At 69.9% G+C, this 22,104-nt stretch carries 25 protein-coding genes; 10 read left to right on the plus strand and 15 right to left on the minus strand.

What is annotated here, in order from left to right; genetic code table 11:
- Window positions 1-242: 242 nt before the first annotated feature.
- Window positions 243-941: a DNA alkylation repair protein gene (locus AB0I94_RS31985; protein ID WP_363313198.1), complete on the minus strand. Its 699-nt coding sequence runs from the start codon at window positions 939-941 to the stop codon at window positions 243-245.
- 77 nt (window positions 942-1,018) lie between these two features.
- On the opposite strand from AB0I94_RS31985, the gene AB0I94_RS31990 reads away from it, so the two are divergent.
- Together AB0I94_RS31990 and AB0I94_RS31995 are read left to right on the plus strand one after the other, a co-directional pair.
- Window positions 1,019-1,723, plus strand: a complete 705-nt coding sequence (locus tag AB0I94_RS31990; protein ID WP_363313199.1) for a TVP38/TMEM64 family protein — start codon at window positions 1,019-1,021, stop codon at window positions 1,721-1,723.
- A 233-nt stretch (window positions 1,724-1,956) separates the two neighbouring features.
- Window positions 1,957-2,832 (plus strand): undecaprenyl-diphosphate phosphatase, encoded by an 876-nt coding sequence (locus tag AB0I94_RS31995; protein ID WP_363313200.1) that lies wholly within the window; start codon window positions 1,957-1,959, stop codon window positions 2,830-2,832.
- A 728-nt stretch (window positions 2,833-3,560) separates the two neighbouring features.
- On the opposite strand, the gene AB0I94_RS32000 is transcribed toward AB0I94_RS31995, so the two are convergent.
- The gene (locus AB0I94_RS32000) at window positions 3,561-4,739 is read right to left on the minus strand and encodes a helix-turn-helix transcriptional regulator (RefSeq protein WP_363313201.1); all 1,179 of its coding nucleotides are present in this window, start codon (window positions 4,737-4,739) and stop codon (window positions 3,561-3,563) included.
- Window positions 4,740-4,871: 132 nt separating this feature from the next.
- Here AB0I94_RS32000 and AB0I94_RS32005 point away from each other — a divergent pair, with 132 nt between their 5' ends.
- Window positions 4,872-5,417 (plus strand): flavoprotein, encoded by a 546-nt coding sequence (locus tag AB0I94_RS32005; protein WP_363313232.1) that lies wholly within the window; start codon window positions 4,872-4,874, stop codon window positions 5,415-5,417.
- A 273-nt stretch (window positions 5,418-5,690) separates the two neighbouring features.
- Here the strand turns inward: AB0I94_RS32005 and AB0I94_RS32010 are convergent, their stop codons facing one another.
- Window positions 5,691-6,233 (minus strand): hypothetical protein, encoded by a 543-nt coding sequence (locus AB0I94_RS32010; RefSeq protein ID WP_363313202.1) that lies wholly within the window; start codon window positions 6,231-6,233, stop codon window positions 5,691-5,693.
- 374 nt (window positions 6,234-6,607) lie between these two features.
- Here AB0I94_RS32010 and AB0I94_RS32015 point away from each other — a divergent pair, with 374 nt between their 5' ends.
- Entirely contained in the window at window positions 6,608-6,787 is a 180-nt protein-coding gene (locus AB0I94_RS32015; RefSeq protein ID WP_363313203.1) for a hypothetical protein, read from the plus strand.
- A 6-nt stretch (window positions 6,788-6,793) separates the two neighbouring features.
- Here the strand turns inward: AB0I94_RS32015 and AB0I94_RS32020 are convergent, their stop codons facing one another.
- Both AB0I94_RS32020 and AB0I94_RS32025 read right to left on the minus strand, forming a co-directional pair.
- Window positions 6,794-6,964 (minus strand): hypothetical protein, encoded by a 171-nt coding sequence (locus tag AB0I94_RS32020; RefSeq protein WP_363313204.1) that lies wholly within the window; start codon window positions 6,962-6,964, stop codon window positions 6,794-6,796.
- A gap of 175 nt (window positions 6,965-7,139) precedes the next feature.
- Window positions 7,140-7,295 (minus strand): hypothetical protein, encoded by a 156-nt coding sequence (locus tag AB0I94_RS32025; RefSeq protein ID WP_363313205.1) that lies wholly within the window; start codon window positions 7,293-7,295, stop codon window positions 7,140-7,142.
- Between the two features lie 415 nt (window positions 7,296-7,710).
- Between AB0I94_RS32025 and AB0I94_RS32030 the strand changes: the two genes are divergently transcribed.
- Both AB0I94_RS32030 and lnt read left to right on the plus strand, forming a co-directional pair.
- Complete coding sequence (locus AB0I94_RS32030; protein ID WP_363313206.1) at window positions 7,711-8,232, plus strand: nuclear transport factor 2 family protein; 522 nt, start codon at window positions 7,711-7,713, stop codon at window positions 8,230-8,232.
- A 114-nt stretch (window positions 8,233-8,346) separates the two neighbouring features.
- The gene (gene lnt / locus AB0I94_RS32035; protein WP_363313207.1) at window positions 8,347-10,059 is read left to right on the plus strand and encodes an apolipoprotein N-acyltransferase; all 1,713 of its coding nucleotides are present in this window, start codon (window positions 8,347-8,349) and stop codon (window positions 10,057-10,059) included.
- Here lnt and AB0I94_RS32040 read toward each other — a convergent pair.
- Window positions 9,983-10,888, minus strand: a complete 906-nt coding sequence (locus AB0I94_RS32040; protein ID WP_363313233.1) for a Gfo/Idh/MocA family oxidoreductase — start codon at window positions 10,886-10,888, stop codon at window positions 9,983-9,985. The two genes, lnt and AB0I94_RS32040, sit on opposite strands and share 77 nt — an antisense overlap.
- A gap of 506 nt (window positions 10,889-11,394) precedes the next feature.
- Between AB0I94_RS32040 and AB0I94_RS32045 the strand changes: the two genes are divergently transcribed.
- Entirely contained in the window at window positions 11,395-11,865 is a 471-nt protein-coding gene (locus AB0I94_RS32045) for a hypothetical protein (RefSeq protein WP_363313209.1), read from the plus strand.
- Between the two features lie 88 nt (window positions 11,866-11,953).
- On the opposite strand, the gene AB0I94_RS32050 is transcribed toward AB0I94_RS32045, so the two are convergent.
- The 7 genes from AB0I94_RS32050 to AB0I94_RS32080 form a co-directional block, all read right to left on the minus strand.
- Window positions 11,954-12,442 carry a tetratricopeptide repeat protein gene (locus AB0I94_RS32050; RefSeq protein WP_160503640.1) on the minus strand — a complete coding sequence of 163 codons (489 nt, stop codon included), beginning with the start codon at window positions 12,440-12,442 and terminating at the stop codon, window positions 11,954-11,956.
- A gap of 183 nt (window positions 12,443-12,625) precedes the next feature.
- On the minus strand, window positions 12,626-13,309 hold the full coding sequence (ung, locus tag AB0I94_RS32055; RefSeq protein WP_363313210.1) for a uracil-DNA glycosylase: 684 nt from the start codon (window positions 13,307-13,309) through the stop codon (window positions 12,626-12,628).
- Window positions 13,310-13,408: 99 nt separating this feature from the next.
- Complete coding sequence (locus AB0I94_RS32060) at window positions 13,409-14,995, minus strand: ABC transporter substrate-binding protein (RefSeq protein WP_363313234.1); 1,587 nt, start codon at window positions 14,993-14,995, stop codon at window positions 13,409-13,411.
- Window positions 14,996-15,183: 188 nt separating this feature from the next.
- Window positions 15,184-15,939, minus strand: coding sequence for an SDR family oxidoreductase (locus AB0I94_RS32065; RefSeq protein WP_363313211.1), 756 nt, complete (start codon window positions 15,937-15,939; stop codon window positions 15,184-15,186).
- A 37-nt stretch (window positions 15,940-15,976) separates the two neighbouring features.
- Window positions 15,977-16,738 (minus strand): 3-oxoacyl-ACP reductase FabG, encoded by a 762-nt coding sequence (fabG, locus tag AB0I94_RS32070; protein ID WP_363313212.1) that lies wholly within the window; start codon window positions 16,736-16,738, stop codon window positions 15,977-15,979.
- 135 nt (window positions 16,739-16,873) lie between these two features.
- The gene (locus AB0I94_RS32075) at window positions 16,874-17,287 is read right to left on the minus strand and encodes a DUF3037 domain-containing protein (RefSeq protein ID WP_363313213.1); all 414 of its coding nucleotides are present in this window, start codon (window positions 17,285-17,287) and stop codon (window positions 16,874-16,876) included.
- Entirely contained in the window at window positions 17,284-18,075 is a 792-nt protein-coding gene (locus AB0I94_RS32080) for a HipA family kinase (RefSeq protein ID WP_363313214.1), read from the minus strand. Before AB0I94_RS32080 ends, AB0I94_RS32075 begins: the two co-directional genes overlap by 4 nt.
- Window positions 18,076-18,165: 90 nt before the next feature.
- Between AB0I94_RS32080 and AB0I94_RS32085 the strand changes: the two genes are divergently transcribed.
- Complete coding sequence (locus AB0I94_RS32085) at window positions 18,166-18,627, plus strand: Rieske (2Fe-2S) protein (RefSeq protein ID WP_363313215.1); 462 nt, start codon at window positions 18,166-18,168, stop codon at window positions 18,625-18,627.
- A 10-nt stretch (window positions 18,628-18,637) separates the two neighbouring features.
- Here the strand turns inward: AB0I94_RS32085 and AB0I94_RS32090 are convergent, their stop codons facing one another.
- Window positions 18,638-19,279, minus strand: coding sequence for a cysteine hydrolase (locus tag AB0I94_RS32090; protein ID WP_363313216.1), 642 nt, complete (start codon window positions 19,277-19,279; stop codon window positions 18,638-18,640).
- A gap of 191 nt (window positions 19,280-19,470) precedes the next feature.
- On the opposite strand from AB0I94_RS32090, the gene AB0I94_RS32095 reads away from it, so the two are divergent.
- Complete coding sequence (locus AB0I94_RS32095) at window positions 19,471-19,950, plus strand: pyridoxamine 5'-phosphate oxidase family protein (RefSeq protein WP_363313217.1); 480 nt, start codon at window positions 19,471-19,473, stop codon at window positions 19,948-19,950.
- Window positions 19,951-20,017: 67 nt separating this feature from the next.
- Here AB0I94_RS32095 and AB0I94_RS32100 read toward each other — a convergent pair whose 3' ends face one another.
- A complete protein-coding gene (locus tag AB0I94_RS32100) occupies window positions 20,018-20,920 on the minus strand; it encodes a LysR family transcriptional regulator (protein WP_363313218.1) in 903 nt (300 codons plus the stop codon).
- Between the two features lie 74 nt (window positions 20,921-20,994).
- On the opposite strand from AB0I94_RS32100, the gene AB0I94_RS32105 reads away from it, so the two are divergent.
- A complete protein-coding gene (locus tag AB0I94_RS32105) occupies window positions 20,995-21,972 on the plus strand; it encodes a DMT family transporter (protein WP_363313219.1) in 978 nt (325 codons plus the stop codon).
- The last annotated feature ends 132 nt before the right edge of the window (window positions 21,973-22,104 follow it).

Genomic DNA, 22,104 nt, shown 5'->3' on the forward strand with positions numbered 1-22,104 from the left:
GGGGCCGAACCGACCCTCCCCCTAGGGGGTCCGCCGGAGTGTCCGGGGAGGGTCAGCGTCGGGCGCCGTCGACAGGAAGTGCGGCGCGGAGGAAAACGGCAGCCTTCGCGACGTCCGCGACTGCGGACGTGTCTGCGTAAAAGGCGTACCGGAACATGTCGCAGATCATTGCCGACGGGTGGGGACACGTCGAATGGTTTTCGCCGGGGTGCCGCGGGGGTGGCGCGTGAAGTCCGGTGCGCTCAGAGGTTCTTCAGGGCCTCGCGCGCCGAGAGCGGCGCGAGGCGCCCGCGCTCCCGCTCGACGAAGGCGCGTACGGCCTCCGGGTCGGTCTTGGCGTACTCCCGCAGACACCAGCCGATGGCCTTGCGGAGGAAGAAGTCGGTGTGCCCCGACTGGCGCACGCAGTAGCCGAAGAGGCGTTCCGTGTCGGTGGCGTCCTTGTACCGGAGCTGGTGGAGGAGGGCGGTGCGGGCGACCCACAGGTTCTCGTCCTCGATCCAGGCGTCCATCTCGGTCTTGAGCCTCGGATCGGCGGCGACCAGGCCGCCGACGACATGCACGGCGAGCGCGTCGACCGTGTCCCACCAGGAGACCGTCGTCACGAGGTGACGCACGACCGGCAGGAAATCCGACGAGAGGCGCTTCACGTGGCGGCGCAGACAGTCCACGGCGAAGTACGCGTACTCGCGCTCCGGCAGTTCCCAGCAGCGCAGTGCGATCGCCGCACAGTCGGTCTCGTCGGGGCGCGGGAGCCCGGCGAGAACCGTGCGGGACAGTTGGCGGCGCAGCGGCGCGGGCAGGCCGAGATAGGGAGCGACGTTCCTTGTGTACGCCTGCGCCCGCGCGGCCCGCGCGGGGTCGGCCGACGTCGCGTACGTGGCGGTGAGCCGTGCCATGACGGTGTCGGCCAGGTCGCTGGGCGGGACGGGGACGCTCATGGACTCACCCTAGGACTGTGACGTGCGTGAGACGTCTCGTACGGCGATCACAGACGTTTGTCGGTTAGTCTCCCCGAATGTTCGACTCAGCCGCCGTCCGCCCGCAGGGCTTCGCCGAGCGCTGCACCAGGGTGCTGCTCTCGCCGTGGTCGCGGCTGTCTCTGCTGTTGGCGCTGCTCGCGGCCGCCGGGACGTGCGTACTGCTCTTCGAGCCACAGCGGCTCCTGTCCGACGGCTGGCCCGCGCAGCTCGGCGGCGCCGCCGCCGTGCTGGTCTACGCCGTGGCGTACGGCCTGTGCACCACCGCGTTCGTACCGCGTCCGTTGCTCAATCTGGCGGCAGGCGCCCTGTTCGGATCGCAGGCGGGCCTCACCGCGGCCCTCGCGGGCACGGTCCTCGGCTCCGGAATCGCCTTCGGGCTCGGCAGGATGCTGGGGCAGGACGCGCTGCGCCCGCTGCTCCGCGGGCGCTGGCTGAAGGCGGCCGACGGGCAGCTGAGCAGGCACGGCTTCCGGTCGATGCTGGCTGCGCGGCTCTTTCCCGGGGTGCCTTTCGCGGCCGCCAACTACTGCGCGGCGGTGTCCCGCATGGGATGGCTGCCGTTCCTGCTCGCCACCGGCCTGGGGTCGATCCCGAACACCGCCGCGTACGTCATCGCGGGCGCCCGCGCGTCGACGCCGACGTCCCCCGTTTTCCTCGTCGCGATGGGCTTCATCGCCGTGACGGGGCTCGCGGGTGCGGTGGTGGCGTGGTGCAAGCGCCACCATCTGCGAAACCGGTAGACCCCGGCAGGGGCGGGCGCGCGCTTCGAGGTGAGCCACGGCGACACAGGGACAAGTCCGGCACAAGGATGGCCGGGACCGCCGGACGGCGGCCCTCCGGCGGTCTCGTAACCAAGTGACGCTACGCTGCCCCACGGCAGGGAGTGATCACCCCTCGCTGGCACACCTCCCGTATCTCCCATCACATGACCGCACCCGCAGCCCATGATCCGTACTTGGACGGCGCAGTTTCCATGTCTTGGCTTGAATCATTCATCCTCGGGCTCGTCCAGGGACTGACCGAGTTCCTCCCCATCTCGTCCAGCGCGCATCTGCGGCTGACCGCGGCGTTCGCGGGCTGGCACGATCCGGGAGCCGCGTTCACCGCGATCACCCAGATCGGCACCGAAGCCGCCGTGCTGATCTACTTCCGCAAGGACATCGCCCGGATCATCTCCGCGTGGTTCGGCTCCCTCTTCGGCAAGGTGCCACGCTCCGACCACGACGCGCAGATGGGCTGGCTCGTCATCGTCGGCTCGATCCCGATCGGCGTGCTCGGCGTCACGTTCAAGGACCAGATCGAGGGCCCGTTCCGCGATCTTCGGCTCATCGCCACGACGCTGATCGTGATGGGCATCGTCCTCGGCATCGCCGACCGCCTGGCGGCCCGCGACGAGGCCGGCGGCAAGCACCGCGCCGTCCAGGAGCGCAAGAGCTTGAAGGAACTGGGCGTCCGCGACGGCCTGATCTTCGGCATGTGCCAGGCGATGGCCCTGATCCCGGGCGTCTCCCGCTCCGGCGCCACCATCAGCGGCGGCCTGCTCATGGGCTACACCCGCGAGGCCGCGGCCCGCTACTCGTTCCTGCTCGCCATCCCGGCAGTCCTCGCCTCCGGCGTCTTCGAGCTCAAGGACGCGAGTGAGGGCGGTCATGTCTCCTGGGGCCCGACGATCTTCGCGACGATCGTCGCGTTCCTTGTCGGATATGCCGTAATCGCGTGGTTCATGAAGTTCATCACGACCAAGAGCTTCATGCCGTTCGTCTACTACCGCATCGTGCTCGGCATCGTGCTCTTCGCCCTGGTGGGGGCGGGTGCGCTGAGTCCTCACGCGGGTGAATCCGGAGGGTGAGGGCGGCGCCCCTTCTACAGTTTCCTGTAGTTGAAGTCAGAGGAACTAGAGGACTTTGGTAGTCAATCGAGAGGTCTCCCCTTGATCAACTCCCAGTCGTCTCCCACTCTCTCCCACTGTCAGCGCAACAGCGGCCCTCGCGGAATCTCGTCCGTGGGGGCCGCCGCTGTCCATCCGCGTGCCCATCAGGTACCTCCTGATGGGGGATGGACCGGGCGTCCCTCGCCCCGGGGTGTGATGAGCGCGGCGTAGAGCGCGTACCGAATGTATCCACTCGGTCGAGGCGCGGCACCCCGAGGAAGGTGCCCTCTGTCAGGAGCGGCGCCGTGTTCTGGTGCTCCCACACAGCGTCACCGAGCGGCCGCATCAAGGGGTAGTAGGTGCCGCCCATCGTGCGGCCGTCGTAGATGACGGGCCCGTCGAGGAGCTGCCCGAGGCGAACGGCGGTCTCCTTCTGCGCCCCGGTTCCGGTGGCTGCCTGCACAAGCCGCTCAGCAAGACGAGGCGCTACGAAGCGCCGACCGAGCGGCAGCAAAGCTACGCCCGTGTCCGACCATTCACGCCAGGCGTGCGCGGGCTGTTCCTGCGCCCTCGCCAGCCATTCCGCGGCTTTGCCTCTCTGCTGCGCATCCACCGTCTGCCCCTGTCGTCATCAGCATCGATCAGGTCTAAGACCAGTGTGATGACGTGCAAGAACGCTAACTGTCACTCTTCAGTGACAGCCGATGTCACAGGACGAGCCAGGCGGACATGCGCCCCAAGGCGTCCGGGGTGCGGCGCTGCTGATGCACCAATCCTTCGATTGTTGCCCGCGCTCCGGGGTGGTACCGGGTCTGCTGCGGGGCCACTTCACGGGCCTTCGCGATGGACTTCAGTGCCGCCTCACTGTGACCGGTCTCCATCTCCGACCGGCCGCGGTCGATCCAGACGTGGGCCCGGCGGGAGGCTGGCCATGACGGCGGCATGTGGAGCTGCTTCGCCTTCTCCACCGCTTTCCCGTACTTGCCCATTTCGGTGAGCGCCGACAGCTCGTGCGCGGCCCAGTTCGTCGGCCCGAACGACAGCCAGTGCACGTGCCCCGCTTCACCGACCTGGTCAGCGATCCGCTTTGCCTCGCGGAGATGGGTCTCGACCACGCTCTCTTCGTGAGCACGCGCGGCGATGACGGTCGCGCCAAGGTGTAGTTGCCCCGCTACGGTCAGAGCCTCGCGGGTCTCCTCGCCCTCGGACAGGACGTGGTGGCCGGTGTTCACGAGGCGCAGGCCGATGGTGTGCTCGCCTTCGCGGTGGTACACGAGCCCGCGCATGTACTGGCGGACCGCGGACAGTACGGGGTCGGATGCCCGTTGCGCGGCCCACTCCATCCGGTCGAGGGCAATCGTGGACAGGTCGTAAAACCCGAGCTTGACCGTGACGTCGTGAGCCATGCGGTAGGTGGAGCCGAGTGCGGCCCACAGCTCGGCAGACGGTGTGCGGTATGCCGCGGTTGTCAGCTCGGCGACCAGCTTCGGGAGCGTTCGCGCGGCCGTGTTCAGCTGCGTCGCGCGCACCTGTTCACATATGTCCGCTGCAGCCTTGACGAGTTGAGGCGTCTGGCGAGTGGTGACATCGGGATCGGCTCCGAGGTCGTACAGGTCGAGGGACTCACGGATGGGACGGATCAACTCGGCGAGCCGGTCCTGTTGCAGTTCGGTCATGTACGGCTGTCCTGTCAGGGCGGTGACGTCGATATGCAGCGCCCGCGCGACGGCCGACACGAGATCAGGACTCGCAGCCTTATGCCCACCCTCGACCTGGTGGAGCATGCTGTACGAGTAGGGGATCTTCATAGCTAGGCCATGCTGTGTCAGGCCAGCGATCTTCCGCTGGTGCGCGATTCGGGCCCCGGTGTGGTCGTCTCTGGACATACTGGAACTCCGCTCCTGGCTCACCACTTGGAACGGTACTCGCGCTCCGTGGCGCTGGCCTGGCTTCTGCCCTTGATCCGCCTGAACCGGGGGCAGTTGCGTGTGGCCGACCGTGCAGGGTGGGATGAGGCCATGACCTCACGGACCTTGTACCTGTTCGGCTCGGCTGCACCTCCTGTCTTCCAAGTGGCCGAGGTGATCGAGAGGGCGCAGGCTGACGGGTGGGACGTCTGCCTCGGGTTGACGCCGACCGCGGCCCAGTGGCTCGACGAGAGCCTCGACGGCTTGGCCGACCTCACCGGGCATCCGGTCCGCAGCGAGTACAAGCTCCCCAGCGAGGCGGACGTCTGGCCCAAGGCCGACGTGATCCTCTTCGCCCCGGCGACCTTCAACAGCCTCAACTCGTGGGCGCTCGGGCTGACGTCGGCCTTCGTAGTCGGCGTCGTCGCCGAAGGAATCGGCAAGGGCATCCCAACCGTGGCAATGCCGTGCGTGAACGCTGCCTACGCCAGTCATCGCGCCCTGGACCGGAGCGTCACAGAGCTGCGCGAGCAGGGCATCACAGTCTTGTACGGCGAGGGCGGTTTCGAACCCAACCCGCCCGGCTCGGGCTCCCCCAAGGGGTACCCCTGGGATGTCGCGCTCGAAGCAGCGAAGCAGAAGGCCGACAAGGCATGACGAAAGGTCCTCTGAAATGCGCCCGAAGGCGATGAGGACTCCGTTCGGCGATTCGAGAAGCCTCCGAAGTGCCGGCGGTTCCGGTGGCGGTCCTGCCTGAGACCCGTTACGGCCGTAGCCTCGCCCGTGAAGCCGGATGATCTCGGCTCGCTCCTCGTCGGAGACGAGGCCCCTTTTGCTGAACTTGGGACGCGTCACGGGCCACCACCTCCTGCGGGCGTACGAAAGCCCGGCCGCTCACGGGAGAGACCGGGCCGATTCAGCGTGGATCGGTCAGTAGTTTCCGTTCGACAGGATCTCGCCGCCCTTGTCGTACACGGTCACCAGACCGTTCTCTGACTCGTAGCAAGAGCCGAACGCACTGGCAACGAGCTTCCCATCCGACGCGTGCGGACCCACGACCCCGCCGGTGAAGTCGGTGAACACTTCGGCCGCATCGAGGATGTCGTTCTTCTTGTCCGCGCCAGTGACCTTGGTGACGTGCTTGACGGCTGCCTTCTCGCTGCCGCTGCCGCCCTTGGCGACGCATGCTTTGAACTGGTCTGCCTGGCTGCCCTTGTCTTCGGCGGGCGGGTCCTTCTTCGCGTCGCCGGACTTGGGCTTGTCGTTGGGCGTCGCGGCCTTGTCGCTGCTGGTCGAGTCCTTGGAGTCGCCTCCGGTGGCTGCGCCGATGGCGGCGATCACGACGATGAGAGCGACGGCGCCGAGGCAGCCAAAGCCGAGCGTCTTCCCGGTTTTGGACTTCTTCGGGGGTTGCGGCTGGGGCGGCTGCTGGGGCGGCGCTCCCCATCCGGGCGGTTGCTGCGGTTGACTCATGGTTCCCCCCTGGGACTCTGCGATGAGGGGAGCATCATGCGCCTACGCGCCTGCTGTGGAGGCGGTATGGCGGTGCTATGACACGAATGGGTGCAAGCCAAGGAGCGCCGTCGTTCCGGGCCGAGTCGGTAGCTGGCAGACCCGAGGTGACGGAGGGGCGTTCTGGGGAACGACAGCAGGTACGGGCGCCTCCGGGCGTACCTCGGGCGTGGGCGCAGTCTCGGGTACGGGCGTCTCGGCTGGTGAAGGCGCGGGTACGGCATGAGGCGGCACGACCTGGCGCCGGGGCCGCTTAGCTGTGCGTCTGCTCACTTGGGGGATGTGCCCGGTAGCTGAGAGTTCCGATTGTCGTAGCTATCCCCTAGGCTTGACTCATGCCCTTAACCCCTCAGTCCCTTGGTTCCGCACGGTCTGCCGCGGAACTGAACGAGCGGATCCGCGGCCTGTGGTTGCGCGCCGACGGACGTCTCTCGGCCGAACAGCGCCGTGAGTACGAACAGTTGGTGACGGAGTGGGCCGCGGCCGTGCGCGAAGAGGTCGTGAAGGCGGCCTAGTCGGTCTCACCCACTCAGCTGAGCGCTCGCGTCAGCGGGGCGCTCGAGCAGGCTCGCGCGGCCGACGGCGAGCATGCGCAATGTGATCCCGTGGATCCGCCGGTCCGGTTCGGCGCAATCGGCCTCGCAGGTCAGGACGAGGTGGTCGGCGATGTCCGTCAGGCCGTCGGCCGTCATCCGCGCGCAGGCCGGACCACATGTCGCTGACCACGGCCGTGCGGACGCCCCGCTTCCGCAGGTCGCGCAGGCGCGCCGCGAACACCTCGCCCCAGCCCTCCATGGGGGGCTGGCCCCGGCGCAGCTCGGCGATCGCGTCGGAGCCCGTGCGGAGCCGCAATCGGGCAGTGTCCCATCAGGTGTCCTCGCTGACGCCGCAGACGAGGACCCCGGAGTCGTTCCCCACGTGCAGAGCGGCCGTGAAGGCGATGGTCGTGAGGCCCGGCCGCCTGCCCCGACTGGCCGCGACAGCGGGCAGGCACTCGCGGGCGAGCACACCGCCGACGTCCATTCACGTACGCCGCGGGCGTGCGGGCTCATGTGCCGTACTCTCGCCGCGTCACGCCCCCGCCGTCGACGGTCGTCGCGTCAGCCCTTGCCCTGGCGCGCCTTCCTCGCCACGCGGCGCTTCTGTCGCCCCGTCAGTTCCTTGCGGTTGCCTTGCCGTTTGTACGCCGCAATGCGCTGCTCGTTCTTCACCGGGCCTCCCAGCTCGGAGAGTTTCTGCTTCCTGAAAGGTGAACTGCCGGGCATAGTACGGCAGTTACGCTGCCACGGCCCCCCGCCGGCCGCACCATAGGTGCCGCGTTCCCGCGCGGGTTCCCGCGCCAGTTCCGCGTGTGTTCAAGGTCCCTGTTCCCGCCCCCGTTCCGGCACGTTTCTGCACGCCTCTTGGCTGCGGACCCCCTGTGCCCAACACTGACCCGATGACGCAGCGCGTGGAACTCGCCACCGTGATGGACCGGTTGGCCATCGACTCCCTCATCACCGAGTACGCAGTGACCGTCGACGACGGCGACTGGGACGCCTACCAGCGCCTCTTCACCCCGGACGGGCGCGCCGACTACAGCTCGGCGGGCGGTATCGACGCGAGCGCCGCCGAGGTGGCCGGATGGCTGGCCGGGACGATGGAGCTCTTCCCGATGCGCCAGCATCTGATCGTCAACCGGAGGCTACGGTTCGGGACGCTCGACCAGGACATCGACGACATCGCCCAGGTCCAGGCCGACTACGTGAACCCGATGCGCTTCGCCTCGGGCGAGGAGGAGCGCGGGGGCGGGAGCGAAGGCAAGGACGGCACGACATCCTCGGCGCCGGACTTCATATGCGGCGGCCGCTACGCCTTCACGGCCCTGCGTACGCAGCAGGGCTGGCGGCTGCGTCAGGTGACCGTGCAGGAGAAGTGGCGCCAGGTCGAGCAGCGGTCCAGGACCCGCGCCTCCGGCTGAGAGAGCGGGCTGAGGCGAGGCCGGGAAAACGCCTGGCAGGTGCACTGTCCTAGATCGTCCGTGGCGCGCACACTGGAGGGACGACCGGGCGTCGGGGACCGAGGGAGGCGCTGCATGGATCCACTCCGCGACGACCGGGGCCGGCGGCGGCCACGCCTCACGGCCGCCTCGGCAGCGGGGCTGCTCACAGCGGCCCGCCCGCGGGCCGTCCTCGCCGTCGCCGCCGGCGCGCTGCCCGCCCTCGCCTTCCCCGCACCGTCGCTGTGGTGGCTCGCCCACGTCGCGCTCGTGCCCTGGATCTTGCTGGCACGTTCGGCGGAGACCGGGCGCAGGGCCGCGATCGACGGATGGCTCGGCGGCCTCGGGTTCATGGTGGCGGTGCACCACTGGCTGCTGCCGAGCCTCCATGTGTTCACCCTCGTCATCGCCGCGCTCCTTGGCCTGTTGTGGGCGCCGTGGGGCTGGCTCGTACGGCGCTTCTTGGGCGGGGTGGTCACACCGGGACGGACCGCGGCCGCTCTCGTCGTCCTGCCGTCCGGCTGGCTGATGGTCGAACTGGTCAGGTCGTGGGAGGGGCTCGGCGGTCCGTGGGGGCTGCTCGGCTCCAGTCAGTGGCAGGTCGAACCCGCCCTGCGTCTGATGTCCGTGGGCGGGGTCTGGCTGGTCAGTGCCCTGATCGTCACCGTGAACACCGCCGTGGCGGCGCTCGTCGCGGCCCACGCCGTCCGCCCGCCCGTGACGTCACGCGCCTCGGGGGCGTCGCACACGCACGGGCCATCACGCGCCCGCGTCACCAGGGCCGTCCCCGCCACCGCCGGACTCGTGGCCGTGGCCGCCGTGACCACCTCCGCCTGGGCGTGGGCGCCGCGCCCCGAACCGGCGGGCCGGATGCGCGTGGCCGTCGTCCAGCCGGGCGTCATCGACGGGGTGGGCGGCGCCGACAGGCGGCTCGCGCGCGAGGAGGCCCTGACCCGCGGCCTGGCGGGGCAGGACCTGGACCTGGTCGTCTGGGGCGAGAGCAGTGTCGGGTACGACCTGGCGGAGCGCCCCGACGTCGCCCGGCGGATAGCCGCGCTGTCCCGGCAGGTCGGCGCCGACATCCTGGTGAACGTGGACGCGCGCCGGTCCGACCGGCCCGGCATCTTCAAGAGCTCCGTCCTCGTGGGCCCCGAGGGCCCGACCGGCGACCGCTACGACAAGATGCGCCTCGTCCCCTTCGGCGAGTACGTCCCCGCCCGCTCGCTCCTCGGCTGGGCGACGTCCGTGGGCAAGGCGGCGGGCGAGGACCGCAGGCGGGGCGAGCGTCCGGTGGTGATGGACGTCGGGAGCGGCCTGAAGGTCGGCCCGCTGGTGTGCTTCGAATCGGCGTTCCCCGACATGAGCCGTCATCTGACGCGTGAGGGCGCACGGTTGCTGCTCGCGCAGTCGTCCACCTCGACGTTCCAGTCCAGTTGGGCGCCCGAGCAGCACGCCTCGCTCGCGGCGGTGCGGGCCGCCGAGACCGGCCGCCCCATGGTGCACGCCACGCTCACCGGCGTCTCCGCGGTCTACGGCGCGGGCGGCGAGCGGGTCGGAACACCGCTCGGCACCTCGGCGAGCGCCACGTCGACGTACGACATTCCGCTGTCCGACGGCGTGACGCCGTACGTCAGGCTGGGCGACTGGCCCGTGCGCGGGGCGCTCGTCGTGCTCGCGGTGCTGTGTGCGGCAGAAGGCGTGCGTTCCTTGCGAAGGCCCGCGAAGCGGCCCCTCAGCCAGCCTGCTCCTGAGCCGCACGGACCACACGCTCGCACAGCTCATGGGTCGCCAGCGCATCCTGGGCGCTGAGCACCTTGCCCGCGCGCACGGCGTCGAGGAACGCCAGCACGACCTGCTCGATGCCACGCTGCCGGGCCACCGGCACCCAGTCGCCGCGCCGCCGCACGCTGGGCTGGCCCTTGTGGTCGATGACCTCGGCGAGGTTGAGGACCTGCCGCTTGGTGTCCTGCCCCGAGACCTCGAGGATTTCCTCGGTGGAACCGCTCAGCCGGTTCATCACGCCGAGCGCGGTGAACCCGTCCCCCGCGAGCTGCAGCACGACGTGCTCCATGAGCCCGTCCTGGACGCGGGCGCGCACGCCGACGTGCTCGATCGGTCCCGGCACGAGGAAGCGCAGCGTGTCCACGACGTGGATGAAGTCGTCCAGGACGAGCGTGCGCACGTCCTCGGGGAGACCGACGCGGTTCTTCTGCATCAGGATCAGCTCGCGCGGGTGCTCGACGCACTGCGCGTAGCCGGGCGCGAAGCGGCGGTTGAAGCCGACGGCGAGGCTGACCGCGCGCTCCTCGGCCAGGCTTACGAGCCGCTGGGAGTCGGCCAGTTCGTACGCGAGGGGCTTGTCGACATAGGTGGCCACGCCCGCTTCGAGCAGCCGCGTCACGATCTCCGGGTGGGCGGCGGTCGAGGCGTGCACGAAGGCGGCGTCGATGCCCTGGGCGAGCAACGCGTCCAGGTCGGTGTGGCAGCGCCCTTCGGGGATGTGGTGGGTGCCCGCGACGCGGGCGAGGGTCGCGGGCGTGCGCGTCTGCAGGTGCAGCTCGACCCCGGGCAGGGTGGTGAGCACCGGCAGGTATGCCTTCTGCGCGATGTCACCAAGTCCGATACAGCCGACCTTCACCACTGTTCCCTGTCTCCTCTGCCGTTCCACTGCTGCCGTTCCACTGCTTTACCGCTCTACCGCACGACCGCTCGCTCTACCGCTGTGCGAGTTCCGCTCCCGCAGCATACGGCTGCCGCGGCGGGTGCCGGTCGGCGGTGGAGGCGCAGCTCCGCGGGACCAGGCCAGGGCCGAGGCGCTTTCGACGGTCTGATTGCCGCCCTGGGCCGGCGTGGGGGCCATGGCGGGCGCGGTGTCGCCGCAGCACGCCTCCACCGCGGGGCAAGCGGATGCGTGGACGGGAGAGGTCTGCGCGAAGGGGCCGGGCAGGTGGGACTCGGCCCGCAGCCGAGAACCCCGCAGCCGAGAACCCCGAGCCCACACCCCGGAATGGAGAAGCAACCAAGGCAGGCTCCCGGCCCGCCGCCCTTCGCTCCCCCTTCCGGCCAGAGGCACACTCACCCATGCGGGCCAACTTCCCCCCGTTCCCTCGCCGAAAGCACCCCCCAGCCCGCAGAGTTGCGCGAATGCACCGAACCACGACCACCGCCACACTCCTGGTCTCCGTGGCGGTCACCGCCCTCTCCGGCTGTGTGAGCGTCGAGCGGCAGCCCGCGCCAGGACCGTCCGCCGCGAGCGCCCCGCCCCCGGCGCCCCGCGCCGACGGCGACTCCCGCCCGCGCGTCGTGGAAGCCCCCGCCCGCGAGGCGCTTGAGCTCATCGGACCGCCCCGGGCCCCGGCGTCCCGGGCCCCGGCGCCCCACACCACCGGCACCGCCCCGGCCGTCCCCGCCGCACCGCCCCGCACGGCCGGCCCCGCGCAGCACTCGGAACCGCCCACGCGGCGCCCCGAGCACCGGCCCGAGGCCGCGGAACCGCCCACTCTGCCCACCGCCGCGCCCACGAACGCGGACCTCTGCGCCCTCGGAAAGCAGTACGGCGGCTGGCAGCCGGGCAGCCCCGAATCAGTCATCTGCCAGGAGGCCTACGGGCGTTGACCCCAAGCGACACGAAGCGCCGCCTCAGCTCACTCCGCCCCACTCACCCCACTCACTCCACTCACCCCACTCACTCACTCCGCCCCACTCACTCCACTTCGCTCCCCTCCCCCAACTGCAGCTCCAGCCTCCCGATGGCCGCCCGGATGCCGTCGCCGTACCCGTCGTCCCCCAGCGCCCCGACCGCCCCTCGCGCCCGCCGGATGTGGTTGCGCGCCGCCTCGGGGCGCCCCAGCTTCGCGTAGTCCGCCGCGAGGTTCAGGTGCAGGGAGGGGTAGAAACCGCGGACCGCGATGGAGTCGTGGTGTTCGTGCAGGCGCTCGTCCGTGAGCTCGTCGGCCGCCGACAAGGCCCGCAGGTCCCACGCCAGTTCGTCCGACGGGTCCTCCTGCGTGTCCGCCATGTAGTGCGCGAGCGTGCAGCGGTGGAGCGGGTCGCCCTCCTCGCCGATCTCCGACCACAGACCGAGGAAGCGGCCCTGCGCCTCCTCACGGTCGCCCCCGTGGTGCAGCATGACCGCCTGCCCGATCCGGGTCATCATGGCGTCTTCCGCCGCCTGCTCCTGCTGCTCCGCCACCGGCTCCTCCACACTCGTACGCCCGTCGTGCCAACCTCTCTCGACGCTATCCGCCCCCACTGACAATCACGGTCAGGCGCGATCGGCCGCGAGGCGCACGCGCGCACCGCTGGGCCAGCCCGGTGACGGTCCCCGCCGCCTCTGCGCGCAGGGCAAGTCGGCTGAGCCCGGCCAGGAGGGGGCTCAGCCCAGGTTCGGGATCCGCCAGTCGATCGGCTCGTGCCCCTGCGCCGCCACCGCCTCGTCGATCTGCGTGAAGGGACGTGAGCCGAAGAACTTCTTCGCGGAGAGCGGCGAGGGGTGTGCGCCCTTCACGACCACATGCCGCTCCTCGTCGATGAGCGGGAGCTTCTTCTGGGCGTAATTGCCCCAGAGGACGAAGACGGCGGGGTCCGGACGGTCGGCCACCGCGCGGATCACCGCGTCGGTGAACTTCTCCCAGCCCTTGCCCTTGTGGGAGTTGGCCTCTCCCGCGCGGACCGTGAGCACCGCGTTCAGGAGGAGGACGCCCTGCTGGGCCCACGGCATCAGATAGCCGTTGTCCGGCACGGGGTGGCCGAGCTCCTCCTTCATCTCCTTGTAGATGTTCCGCAGTGAGGGCGGAGTCTTCACGCCCGGCCGCACGGAGAAGCAGAGGCCGTGCCCCTGCCCCTCCCCGTGGTACGGGTCCTGGCCGAGGACGAGCACCTTGACCTGGTCGTACGGCGTCGCGTCGAGCGCGGCGAAGACCTCGTCACGCGGAGGGTAGACGGGGCCCTGCGCCCGCTGTTGCTCGACGAACTCGGTGAGCTCCTTGAAGTACGGCTTCTGCAGCTCCTCGCCGAGGACTCCGCGCCAGGACGCGGGCAGCATGGCGATGTCGGTCACGTCAACAACCTCCGGTGTGCGGTCACTTCTCACCATCGAACCTACCGGCGACCACTGACAATCACACCGCCGCCCACTGCCCACGGCCCGCTGCCCCCGCTACCAGCTGGTCTTGCGCTCCAGCTCCCACATCATCATGATCGCCGAAGGATCCAGGGCGCGTTCTCCGCCCGCGATCTCCTCGCTCGCCATGATGTACTGCTTGCCCTGCCACAACGGCAGCAGCCGCGCGTCGTCGACGAGGACCTTCTGGGCCCGCTCGAAGTCGTCGGCCACCGCGCCCCGGTCGGCCTCCCGGCGCGAACGCGGCAGCACCTCGTCGGTGATCTCCGGTGCCGGGTAGGGCGTGTTGAGCACGTTCTTCTCCCCGATGAACGGCGCGATGAAGTTCTCCGCGTCGGGGAAGTCGGGGAACCAGCCACGGCCGAAGACCGGGTACTCGCGCTTCTTGGTCCCCGCGTCGAACTCGGTCCAGGGCCGGCTCTTGAGCGTGATCTCGAAGAGCCCGGAGTCCTCGAGCTGCCGCTTGATCTCCTCGAACTCCCCGGCGGTCGCCGAACCGTAGCGGTCGGTGGTGTACCAGAGCGTGAGCGGCACGGGTTCGTTGATGCCCGCGCTCTTGAGGATGTCCGCGGCCTTGCTGTTGCTGGGGTCCCCGTAGTCGTCGAAGAAGCCGGTGCCGTGCCCGGTGAGACCCTGGGGAACCATCGAGTACAGCGGCTCGACGGTGTCCTGGTAGATCTTGTGGGCGATGGCCGGGCGGTCGATGACCTGGGCGAATGCCTGGCGGACCGGCTTCTTCCTGGCCCAGGGGTCGTCCGGGTTGAACACCAGGTAGCGGATCTCGGTGCCCGAGCCCTCCACCAGCTGGATTCCCTCGCGCGCGTGCTTGTTGGCCTGCATGTCGACGATGTCCGTCGACGCGAGCCCGCGGAAGGTGACGTCGATCTGCTTGTCCTTCAGGGCTTCGACCATGGCGGCCGATTTCTTGAAGTAGCGGATCGTGACGGCGTCGTTCTGGCGGTCGGCCGCGCCCTCGTAGTTCGCGTTCTTGACCAGTTCCGCCCGATCGCCGGCCTCGTACGACTCCAGGGTGTACGGCCCGGAGCCCGCGATCGAGGGGCCCTTGCGGAGCTTGTCCGCCGGGTACTCGCGGGGGTCGACGATCGACATGGCGGGTGTGGAGAGCACGAACGGGAAGGTGGCGTCCGGCTTCTTGAGCCGGAACGTGACGGTCCGGTCACCCTTCGTCTCGACCGAGTCGAGCGACCCCAGCAGACCGGCGGGCCCGCCCTTCACGTCGATGCGCCGCATGCGGTCGAAGGTGTGCTTGACCGCTTTCGCGTCGAGCGCGTGACCGTCGGAGAACTTGAGGCCCTCGCGCAGCTCACAGGTGAAGACGGTGTTCGTCGCGTCCGTGAACTTACAGGACTCGGCCGCGTCCGGCTCGGGCTCCGCCGCCCCGCTGGGGAAGCTGAGAAGCGTCTGGAAGACGTTGCGGTACAGCTCCCAGGAGCTGTCCCAGGCCGCGGCCGGATCGAGGGTACTGGGGGCACTCATGGTGCCGACGGTGATCTTCTTTTCCTCGTCGGACTCGTCCGACGAGAAGATTCCGCATCCCGAAAGCAGGGATATGGACACCAGTGCCGCGGCCGGCCGCAGGCCCCGGCGGGAGTGCCCGGCCAGGCCACGGAGACCCGCCGCCACCACCAGGCGAACTTCACTGAACACGCGCACGCTCCTCGATCGGCCATGCCATGGGTCGGGAGACAATATCGCAATGCCCCGCCGGGCCAACTTGCGGCGCCGACGGGGCACTTGATGCGGGTGTACGTCCCCATTGGATGGCGTACCTGGCGGTTGTCAGGCCTTCGTCAGCTGACGCCCGCATTGAGGAAGATGCCGCCATCGACCACGAGTGTCTGCCCCGTGATCCAGTCGGACTGGCTGGACGTGAGGAACGCGGCGGCGCCCCCGATGTCCTCGGGCACACCGAGGCGCCCCAGGGGGTACGCGGCGGCGGCCTCCGCCTCACGGCCCTCGTAGAGCGCCTGGGCGAACTTGGTCTTGACCACGGCGGGCGCGATCGAGTTGACCCGTACCTTCGGCGCGAACTCGTGCGCGAGCTGCAGGCTGAGGTTGACCATGGCGGCCTTGCTCATGCCGTACGCGCCGATGAACGGCGAGGGGGCGACGCCCGCGACGGAGGCGATGTTCACGATCGCGCCGCCGTTCTCGCTCTGCCAGGCCTTCCAGGTCTGCTGGGCGAAGCCGAGCGCCGAGATCACGTTGGTCTCGTAGACCTTGCGCGCCACATTGAGGTCGAGCTCGGCGATCGGCCCGAACACCGGGTTCGTACCGGCGTTGTTGATCAAGAAGTCGACCCGCCCGAAAGCCTCCATGGCGCGCTCGACGGCGACCGCCTGGTGAGCCTCGTCGTGGGCCTTGCCCGCCACGCCGATGACGCGGTCGGCGCCGAGCTTCTCGACGGCCTCCTTCAGCGCGTCCTCGTTGCGGCCGGTGATGCACACGCGGTCACCGCGGGCGACCAGCGCCTCCGCGATGCCGTAGCCGATGCCGCGGCTCGCGCCCGTGATGAGCGCCGCCTTTCCACTGTCCTGCACTGTCATCTCCGCATCCCTCCGGAACAGAACTACCGGAACCGAACTAGTTGAGCGGGCCGCCGGCCACGTACATGACCTGACCCGAGACGAAGCCCGCCGCGTCGCCCGTGAAGAAGGCGATGGCGTTGGCGATGTCCTCGGGGCGGCCGACGCGCTGCACCGGGATCTGGGTGGCGGCCGCGGCCTGGAACTCCTCGAAGTCCATGCCGACGCGGTCGGAGGTGGCCTTGGTCATCTCGGTGACGATGAAACCGGGGGCCACGGAGTTGGCGGTGACGCCGAACTTGCCGAGCTCCTTGGCGAGGGTCTTGGTGAAGCCCTGGAGGCCCGCCTTGGCCGCGGCGTAGTTGACCTGGCCGCGGTTGCCGAGCGCGGAGGAGGAGGAGAGGTTCACGATCCGGCCGAACTTGGCGTCCACCATGTGCTTCTGGATCGCGCGGGACATCAGGAACGCACCGCGCAGGTGCACGTTCATGACCGTGTCCCAGTCGCTCGCGCTCATCTTGAAGAGGAGGTTGTCGCGGAGCACACCGGCGTTGTTCACGAGAATCGTGGGCGCACCGAGTTCGTCGGCGATCCGCGCGATGGCCGCCTCGACCTGGGCCTCGTCGGCCACGTCGCAGCCGACGGCGATCGCCTTGCCACCGGCAGCGGTGATCTGCGTGACGGTGTCCTTGCAGGCGGCCTCGTCGAGGTCGATCACCGCTACGGCGCGGCCTTCGGCGGCCAGGCGCACGGCGGTCGCCGCGCCGATGCCTCGCGCTGCTCCGGTCACGACCGCGACGCGCTGCTCAGTGGTGGACATGCTGGTTCTCCTCGCCCTTGGGATGCGGCTCTACGGTACGCCCCGATGGTGAGCGACCGCTTAGTACCTTCAGCTGAACGAGACGCTAGAAGCCCTGGCACCCGGTGTCAACGGCACACCGGGGCCTGTGATTCTTTACCTCACCAGTAGGTCGAGGAGTCGGTCCACCTCTGCGGCAGGATCCGCGGTGAGGCCCGTGTGCACAGGACCCGGCTGTACGACGGTCGAGCGCGGCGCGATCAGCCACCGAAAGCGTCTCCCGGCGTCGTCCCGCTCGGCCTGACCAGCCTCCCGGCCCCCGGCGCAGATCCGCTCGACGGCGCCGAGCGCCGCCCTGATGCCCCCGAGGTCGGCTTCCGGGTCCAGGGCGCGCAGCTTGCCCTCGTCGAGATGCGTACGGGCGGCCACATAGGACTTCGCCCGGCAGTAGACGACCACGCCCGCGTTGAACTGCTCGCCGCGCTCCACGCGTGGCACCACGCGCACCAGGGCGTACTCGAAGACGTCCCGCTCGGTCGGCGGTGGCTGCTCGGTCACTGTCGCTGTCACTGGGTGGCACCCTTCCGCTGCGGCTCGGGCAGCTGGATCCGTTCGTGGATGGCCTTGGCGCGTGGCAGCAGTGCCGCCACATAGGCGCGGCGCACGGCGCCGGGGCCGTCGAAGCCCGGCTCGTCCACCAGCCACGCGTCGGGCACGTCGGCCACGGCGGCGGCGAGCAGCTCCTCGGTGACGAGCGGGGCGAGCTCGGCGGCGGCCGTGGCGATGTCCGGCCCGAAGGGGGCGAGGGCGTGGTCGGAGGCGTCGTACGGTTTGGCGGACGCGGTTTCTACGGTGCGCCAGTTGTGGTGCCAGATCATGCTCGCGCCGTGGTCGATGAGCCACAGGTCTCCGCCGGCCACGAGCATGTTCGGGTTGCGCCAGGACCGGTCCACGTTGTTGATGAGCGCGTCGAACCACACGACGCGGCCGGCCTCGGCCGGGGCGACGTCGAACGCGAGCGAGTCGAAGCCGAGCGCGCCCGACAGGAACTCCATCCCGAGGTTCAGTCCACCACTCGACTTGAGCAGTTCCTGCACCTGCTGGTCGGGCTCGCCCAGGCCGAGCACGGGGTCGAGCCGGACCTGCGCGAGGCTCGGCACCCGGAAGCCGAGGCCGCGCGCCAGTTGACCGCAGATCACCTCGGCGACGAGCGTTTTGCGGCCCTGTCCGGCCCCGGTGAACTTCATGACGTACGGCGCGTACGCACCCCGGCCGTCGACGGCCTCGACGAGGCCGGGGAGCGATCCGCCCTCCCGCAGGGGCGTGGCGTAGCGGACCGCGGTGACTTCGTTGAGCATTGCCCCAGGTTAATGCCGGTCCGAACTCGGTTCGCACAACAAGTCCTGACGCGTTTGAACACAGCGGCGCGTGGCCTCGTACCTCCGGACATGACCCTTTCGAAGGAACCTCTTCTCCCGCTCTCCCGCCGTTCGGTCGTCACCGCGGCGGGGGTCGTCAGCCTGGCCGCCGCCCTCGCCGCCTGCGGTGAGAGCGACGACGGTTACGGCTCCGACCAGGCCGCGGAGCGGTCCGATGAGGCTGAGGCCCCGGAGGCCGCCGCCGGGGCCGCGCTCGCCAGGACGTCGGAGATCCCGGTCGGCGGCGGCAAGATCTTCAAGAAGGAGGGGGTGGTGGTGACCCAGCCGACGGAGGGCGAGTTCAAGGCCTTCTCGAATCGCTGCACCCATAAACAGTGTCCGGTCACGAGCGTCGAGGGCGGCACCATCAACTGCCCTTGTCACGGCAGCAAGTTCTCCATCGCCGACGGGAGCGTGCAGGCCTCCCCCGCGCCGAAACCGCTGCCCACCGCCGAGATCAAGGTGGACGGGGACACGATCACACTGGCCTGAGACGTCCCGGTCACACCGGCCTGGAACGCTTCCAGCAGCCGAGGACCTCCTCGGTGGTGGCGATGGTGGCCACCAGGGAGAGCGTGTTGCGGATCATCGCGGGTGCGTAGTCGGAGGGGACTCCCGCGATGGCGTCCGAGGGCACGACGGCGGTGTAGCCCAGGTTCACGGCGTCGAAGACGGCGTTCGGTATCGCCACGTTCGCCGACACGCCGGTCACCAGGAGGGTGCGGCAGCCCAGGTTGCGCAGCAGCGGGTCGACGTCCGTGCCCGCGAGGGGCGAGAGCCCGTGCAGCCGCCGTACGACGAGGTCCTCGTCGGCCACCTCGATGGGCGGCGCGATCCGTACGGCCCTGGTCCCGGCGATCTGCTGCACGGGAAGCCGCCCGGCGGCGCGGAAGAGGCGGGCGTTGCGGTTGGCGCCGCGCCCGTCGGGCCGGCGTTCGGCGACGGCGTGCAGGACCTGGACGCCGGCCTGGTGGGCGGCGGAGACGAGCCTCGCGACGTTGGCGAGGCAGCCCGACGAGCGTGCCTGATCGGCGAGTTCGGGCAGCGCGCTCTCCGTCCCCACCACGCCCTGCTGGCACTCGACGGTCATCAGTACGGTGGTGGCGGGATCGAGGAGTTCCCTGAGCTGTTCGTACGACGGCATCGCTCCCCCTGTCCGGGTCGTCCGGGTCGTCCGGGTCGGTCGGGTCCTTCGAAGCGGCCACGCCCGGGATGCGCGGAGGTTAGCCGCCATTGCGTCACGGCGGAAGAGACCGCATGCTTTCCTGACGGACAGAACTGACGGGTAGTCAATTCACGTTGTGCGTCCGCCTTTTCCCACGCTCAGGAGGACCGATGGCCGTCACACAACGCCGGGGCCGCAGGATCATGATGTCGCCGGACGAGCTCGACGCCTACCTCACCACGGAACGCACCTGCCGGGTCGCGACCGTGTCCGGTGACGGCGCCCCGCACGTCAGCGCGCTCTGGTTCGCCTGGGACGGCACGTCCTTGTGGCTGTTCTCGATCACCCGCAGCAAGCGCTGGGCCGACCTGCGGGGCGATCAGCGGATCGCCGTGGTCATCGACTCGGGCGTGGAGTACGGGGAGCTGCGGGGCGTGGAGCTTTCCGGGTCGGCGGTCTTCGTCGCCGAATCACCGCGCATGGGCGAGCCCTGCCCCGAACTCGAAACCCCTGAGCGGCTGTTCGCCCAGAAGTACTTCGGAATGGACATGATGCCGTACGACGGGAAGCACGCCTGGCTCCGCCTCACGCCCGAAGCGGTCACGTCCTGGGACTTCCGGAAGCTGGCGGAGCCGCGCGCCCGCCCCTGACCCCCTTGGCGTGCTTCTTGGACACTTTGGCGCACTCCTTGGACACTTCGGCGTGCTCCTTTGGACGCTAACGCAGCCCGGCCCCCGCCACCTGGAGCGCCTCCACCGCCGCCCGGATCGAGGGGCGGCGGTCCGCGTCCGCGCGCCACACCACGTACACATGACGGCGCACCCGGTGGCGCACCGGAACGGTCCTGACCCCGGCCGGCATCGGATCGCGCCCCAACTGGGGTGCCACGCATACGCCGAGGCCCGCGGCCACCATCGCGAGCTGGGTGTGGTGCTCCTCCGCGCGGTGCGCGATCCGCGGCTCGATGCCCTTGGCGCGCAGCGTGAACATCAGCCACTCGTGACAGAACTCCCCCTCCGGCCAGGCGATCCACTCGTCGTCCGCGAACTCCTCCAGGTCCACTTCGGCGCGGTCGGCGAGGGGGTGCGCCGCGGGCATGGCGACATCGGCGGGGTCGTCCAGGAGGGACGCCTTGACCAGGCCCCCGGGCAGCGGCAGCGGCTTGTTGTACCAGTCCAGGACGACCGCGAGGTCGATGTCGCCGCGCACCACGGCGGCCACCCCGGGCTGCGGCTCCATCTCCTGCGAGCGGACGCGCAGGCCGGGGTGGCCGGCACGCAGCGAGGCGAGCGTGGCGGGCAGCAGTCCGCGCATCGCCGTGGGAAAGGCGGCGATCCGCAGCTCACCGACGGCCTTGCCGCGCTGCTCCTCCAAGTCGGACTGAGCGAGCGCCACCTGGGAGAGGATGCGCGCGGCGTGCTCGGCGAGCAGCCGCCCGGCATCGGTGAGGCGTACTCCTCGGCCGTTCTTGGCCAGGAGCTGCTGGCCCACCTCACGCTCCAGTTTGGTCATCTGCTGGGAGACGGCCGAGGTCGTGACGTGCAGCCCGGCCGCGGCGCCGCTGACCGAGCCGTGCCGTGCCAGTGCGTCCAGCGTGCGCAGGCGTTCCAGGTTCAACATGTAAGCGATGCTACGCGGTACTGGGCAGCTAATTTCGCTTGTTCTACGAGGTCGGAGGCTTCAACCTGGCGTACATGCACGTCACGACCCCTCCCGGCTCCCCCGTCACCACCTCCCCCTCCGCCACCGGCTCCGCTCACCCGAAGCGCCGCCGCGCCCTGGGCTGGCGTCTGCGCTTCGGCGTCCTCTCGCTGATCTGGGGCTTCAGCTTCCTGCTGATCAAGGTCGGCACGGAAGGTTACGCCCCCTTCCAAGTCACCCTGGGGCGTCTGCTGTTCGGCACGATGGTCGTCGCCGTCGTCCTCGTCACCAAGCGCGAACGGCTCCCGCGCGGGGTGCGGACCTGGGCGCACCTCACCGTCTCCGCGCTGCTGCTCAACGCCCTGCCGTTCTCGCTCTTCGCGTACGCGGAGCTGACGATCCCGTCCACGCTCGCCGGTATCTGCAACGCGACATCGCCGCTGTGGGGCATGGCGCTCTCGATGGTCGCGCTCTCCGAGGACCGGCCGACGCGGCGCAGGGTCGCGGGCCTCGGCATCGGGTTCCTCGGCGTCCTCACGGTGCTCGGCGCCTGGCAAGGCTTCAGCGGCATCGACTTCCGTGGCACGGCATTGGCGCTGCTCGCCTCGCTGAGCTACCCGATCGGCTGGATCTACGTGCGCCGCACCCTGGCGGGCTCCAGTCACTCGAACCTCTCGCTGACCGGCGCCCAACTGCTGGTGGCGACCGTCGAACTGGCCGTCGTGACACCGTTGTTCACGTCCCTGCCCACACACTTCCCCGTCGTGCCGCTCCTCGCGATCGTGGCACTGGGTGCCGTCGGCACCGGGCTGGCTTTCCTGATCCAGTACGGCCTTGTCTCCGAGGTCGGTCCGACGACGGCCCAGATGGTCACGTACTTCGTCCCCGTCATCGCCACCGCCGCGGGCGTCGCCGTGCTCGGCGAGTCCCTGAGCTGGTCGACCCCGGTCGGCGCGGTGATCATCCTGGCGGGCGCCGCACTCACCCGGTCAAGGCCGCGTGATCGCTCGCGGAAGTCCGCTCACTCGTAGCGCCGCGCGGGGGCGGGCCCGGTGGCGGACGCGACGGCGTCCTTGAAGTCCGGTCTGACCCTGATCCCCATGGGCGTCGCGCAGTTCGCGGCGTCGATGCTCGCCCCACGCCTGGTGAAACGGCTCGGCAGC

Origin of the sequence: Streptomyces sp. NPDC050147, from assembly GCF_040660195.1 — a bacterium.
Lineage (GTDB): Bacteria > Actinomycetota > Actinomycetes > Streptomycetales > Streptomycetaceae > Streptomyces.

What these genes read in the sequence shown, in the direction of transcription:
- AB0I94_RS32100 (WP_363313218.1), bottom strand. Translation starts at nt 20,920, where the DNA reads ATGTTGAACCTGGAACGCCTGCGCACGCTGGACGCACTGGCACGGCAC.
- AB0I94_RS32020 (WP_363313204.1), bottom strand. Translation starts at nt 6,964, where the DNA reads ATGACGGCCGACGGCCTGACGGACATCGCCGACCACCTCGTCCTGACC.
- AB0I94_RS32005 (WP_363313232.1), top strand. Translation starts at nt 4,872, where the DNA reads ATGACCTCACGGACCTTGTACCTGTTCGGCTCGGCTGCACCTCCTGTC.
- lnt (WP_363313207.1), top strand. Translation starts at nt 8,347, where the DNA reads ATGGATCCACTCCGCGACGACCGGGGCCGGCGGCGGCCACGCCTCACG.
- AB0I94_RS32000 (WP_363313201.1), bottom strand. Translation starts at nt 4,739, where the DNA reads ATGTCCAGAGACGACCACACCGGGGCCCGAATCGCGCACCAGCGGAAG.
- AB0I94_RS31990 (WP_363313199.1), top strand. Translation starts at nt 1,019, where the DNA reads ATGTTCGACTCAGCCGCCGTCCGCCCGCAGGGCTTCGCCGAGCGCTGC.
- AB0I94_RS32030 (WP_363313206.1), top strand. Translation starts at nt 7,711, where the DNA reads ATGACGCAGCGCGTGGAACTCGCCACCGTGATGGACCGGTTGGCCATC.
- AB0I94_RS32045 (WP_363313209.1), top strand. Translation starts at nt 11,395, where the DNA reads ATGCACCGAACCACGACCACCGCCACACTCCTGGTCTCCGTGGCGGTC.
- AB0I94_RS32015 (WP_363313203.1), top strand. Translation starts at nt 6,608, where the DNA reads ATGCCCTTAACCCCTCAGTCCCTTGGTTCCGCACGGTCTGCCGCGGAA.
- AB0I94_RS32065 (WP_363313211.1), bottom strand. Translation starts at nt 15,939, where the DNA reads ATGACAGTGCAGGACAGTGGAAAGGCGGCGCTCATCACGGGCGCGAGC.
- AB0I94_RS32105 (WP_363313219.1), top strand. Translation starts at nt 20,995, where the DNA reads ATGCACGTCACGACCCCTCCCGGCTCCCCCGTCACCACCTCCCCCTCC.
- AB0I94_RS32090 (WP_363313216.1), bottom strand. Translation starts at nt 19,279, where the DNA reads ATGCCGTCGTACGAACAGCTCAGGGAACTCCTCGATCCCGCCACCACC.
- fabG (WP_363313212.1), bottom strand. Translation starts at nt 16,738, where the DNA reads ATGTCCACCACTGAGCAGCGCGTCGCGGTCGTGACCGGAGCAGCGCGA.
- AB0I94_RS32095 (WP_363313217.1), top strand. Translation starts at nt 19,471, where the DNA reads ATGGCCGTCACACAACGCCGGGGCCGCAGGATCATGATGTCGCCGGAC.
- AB0I94_RS31985 (WP_363313198.1), bottom strand. Translation starts at nt 941, where the DNA reads ATGAGCGTCCCCGTCCCGCCCAGCGACCTGGCCGACACCGTCATGGCA.
- AB0I94_RS32085 (WP_363313215.1), top strand. Translation starts at nt 18,166, where the DNA reads ATGACCCTTTCGAAGGAACCTCTTCTCCCGCTCTCCCGCCGTTCGGTC.
- AB0I94_RS32010 (WP_363313202.1), bottom strand. Translation starts at nt 6,233, where the DNA reads ATGAGTCAACCGCAGCAACCGCCCGGATGGGGAGCGCCGCCCCAGCAG.
- AB0I94_RS31995 (WP_363313200.1), top strand. Translation starts at nt 1,957, where the DNA reads ATGTCTTGGCTTGAATCATTCATCCTCGGGCTCGTCCAGGGACTGACC.
- AB0I94_RS32080 (WP_363313214.1), bottom strand. Translation starts at nt 18,075, where the DNA reads ATGCTCAACGAAGTCACCGCGGTCCGCTACGCCACGCCCCTGCGGGAG.
- AB0I94_RS32025 (WP_363313205.1), bottom strand. Translation starts at nt 7,295, where the DNA reads ATGGACGTCGGCGGTGTGCTCGCCCGCGAGTGCCTGCCCGCTGTCGCG.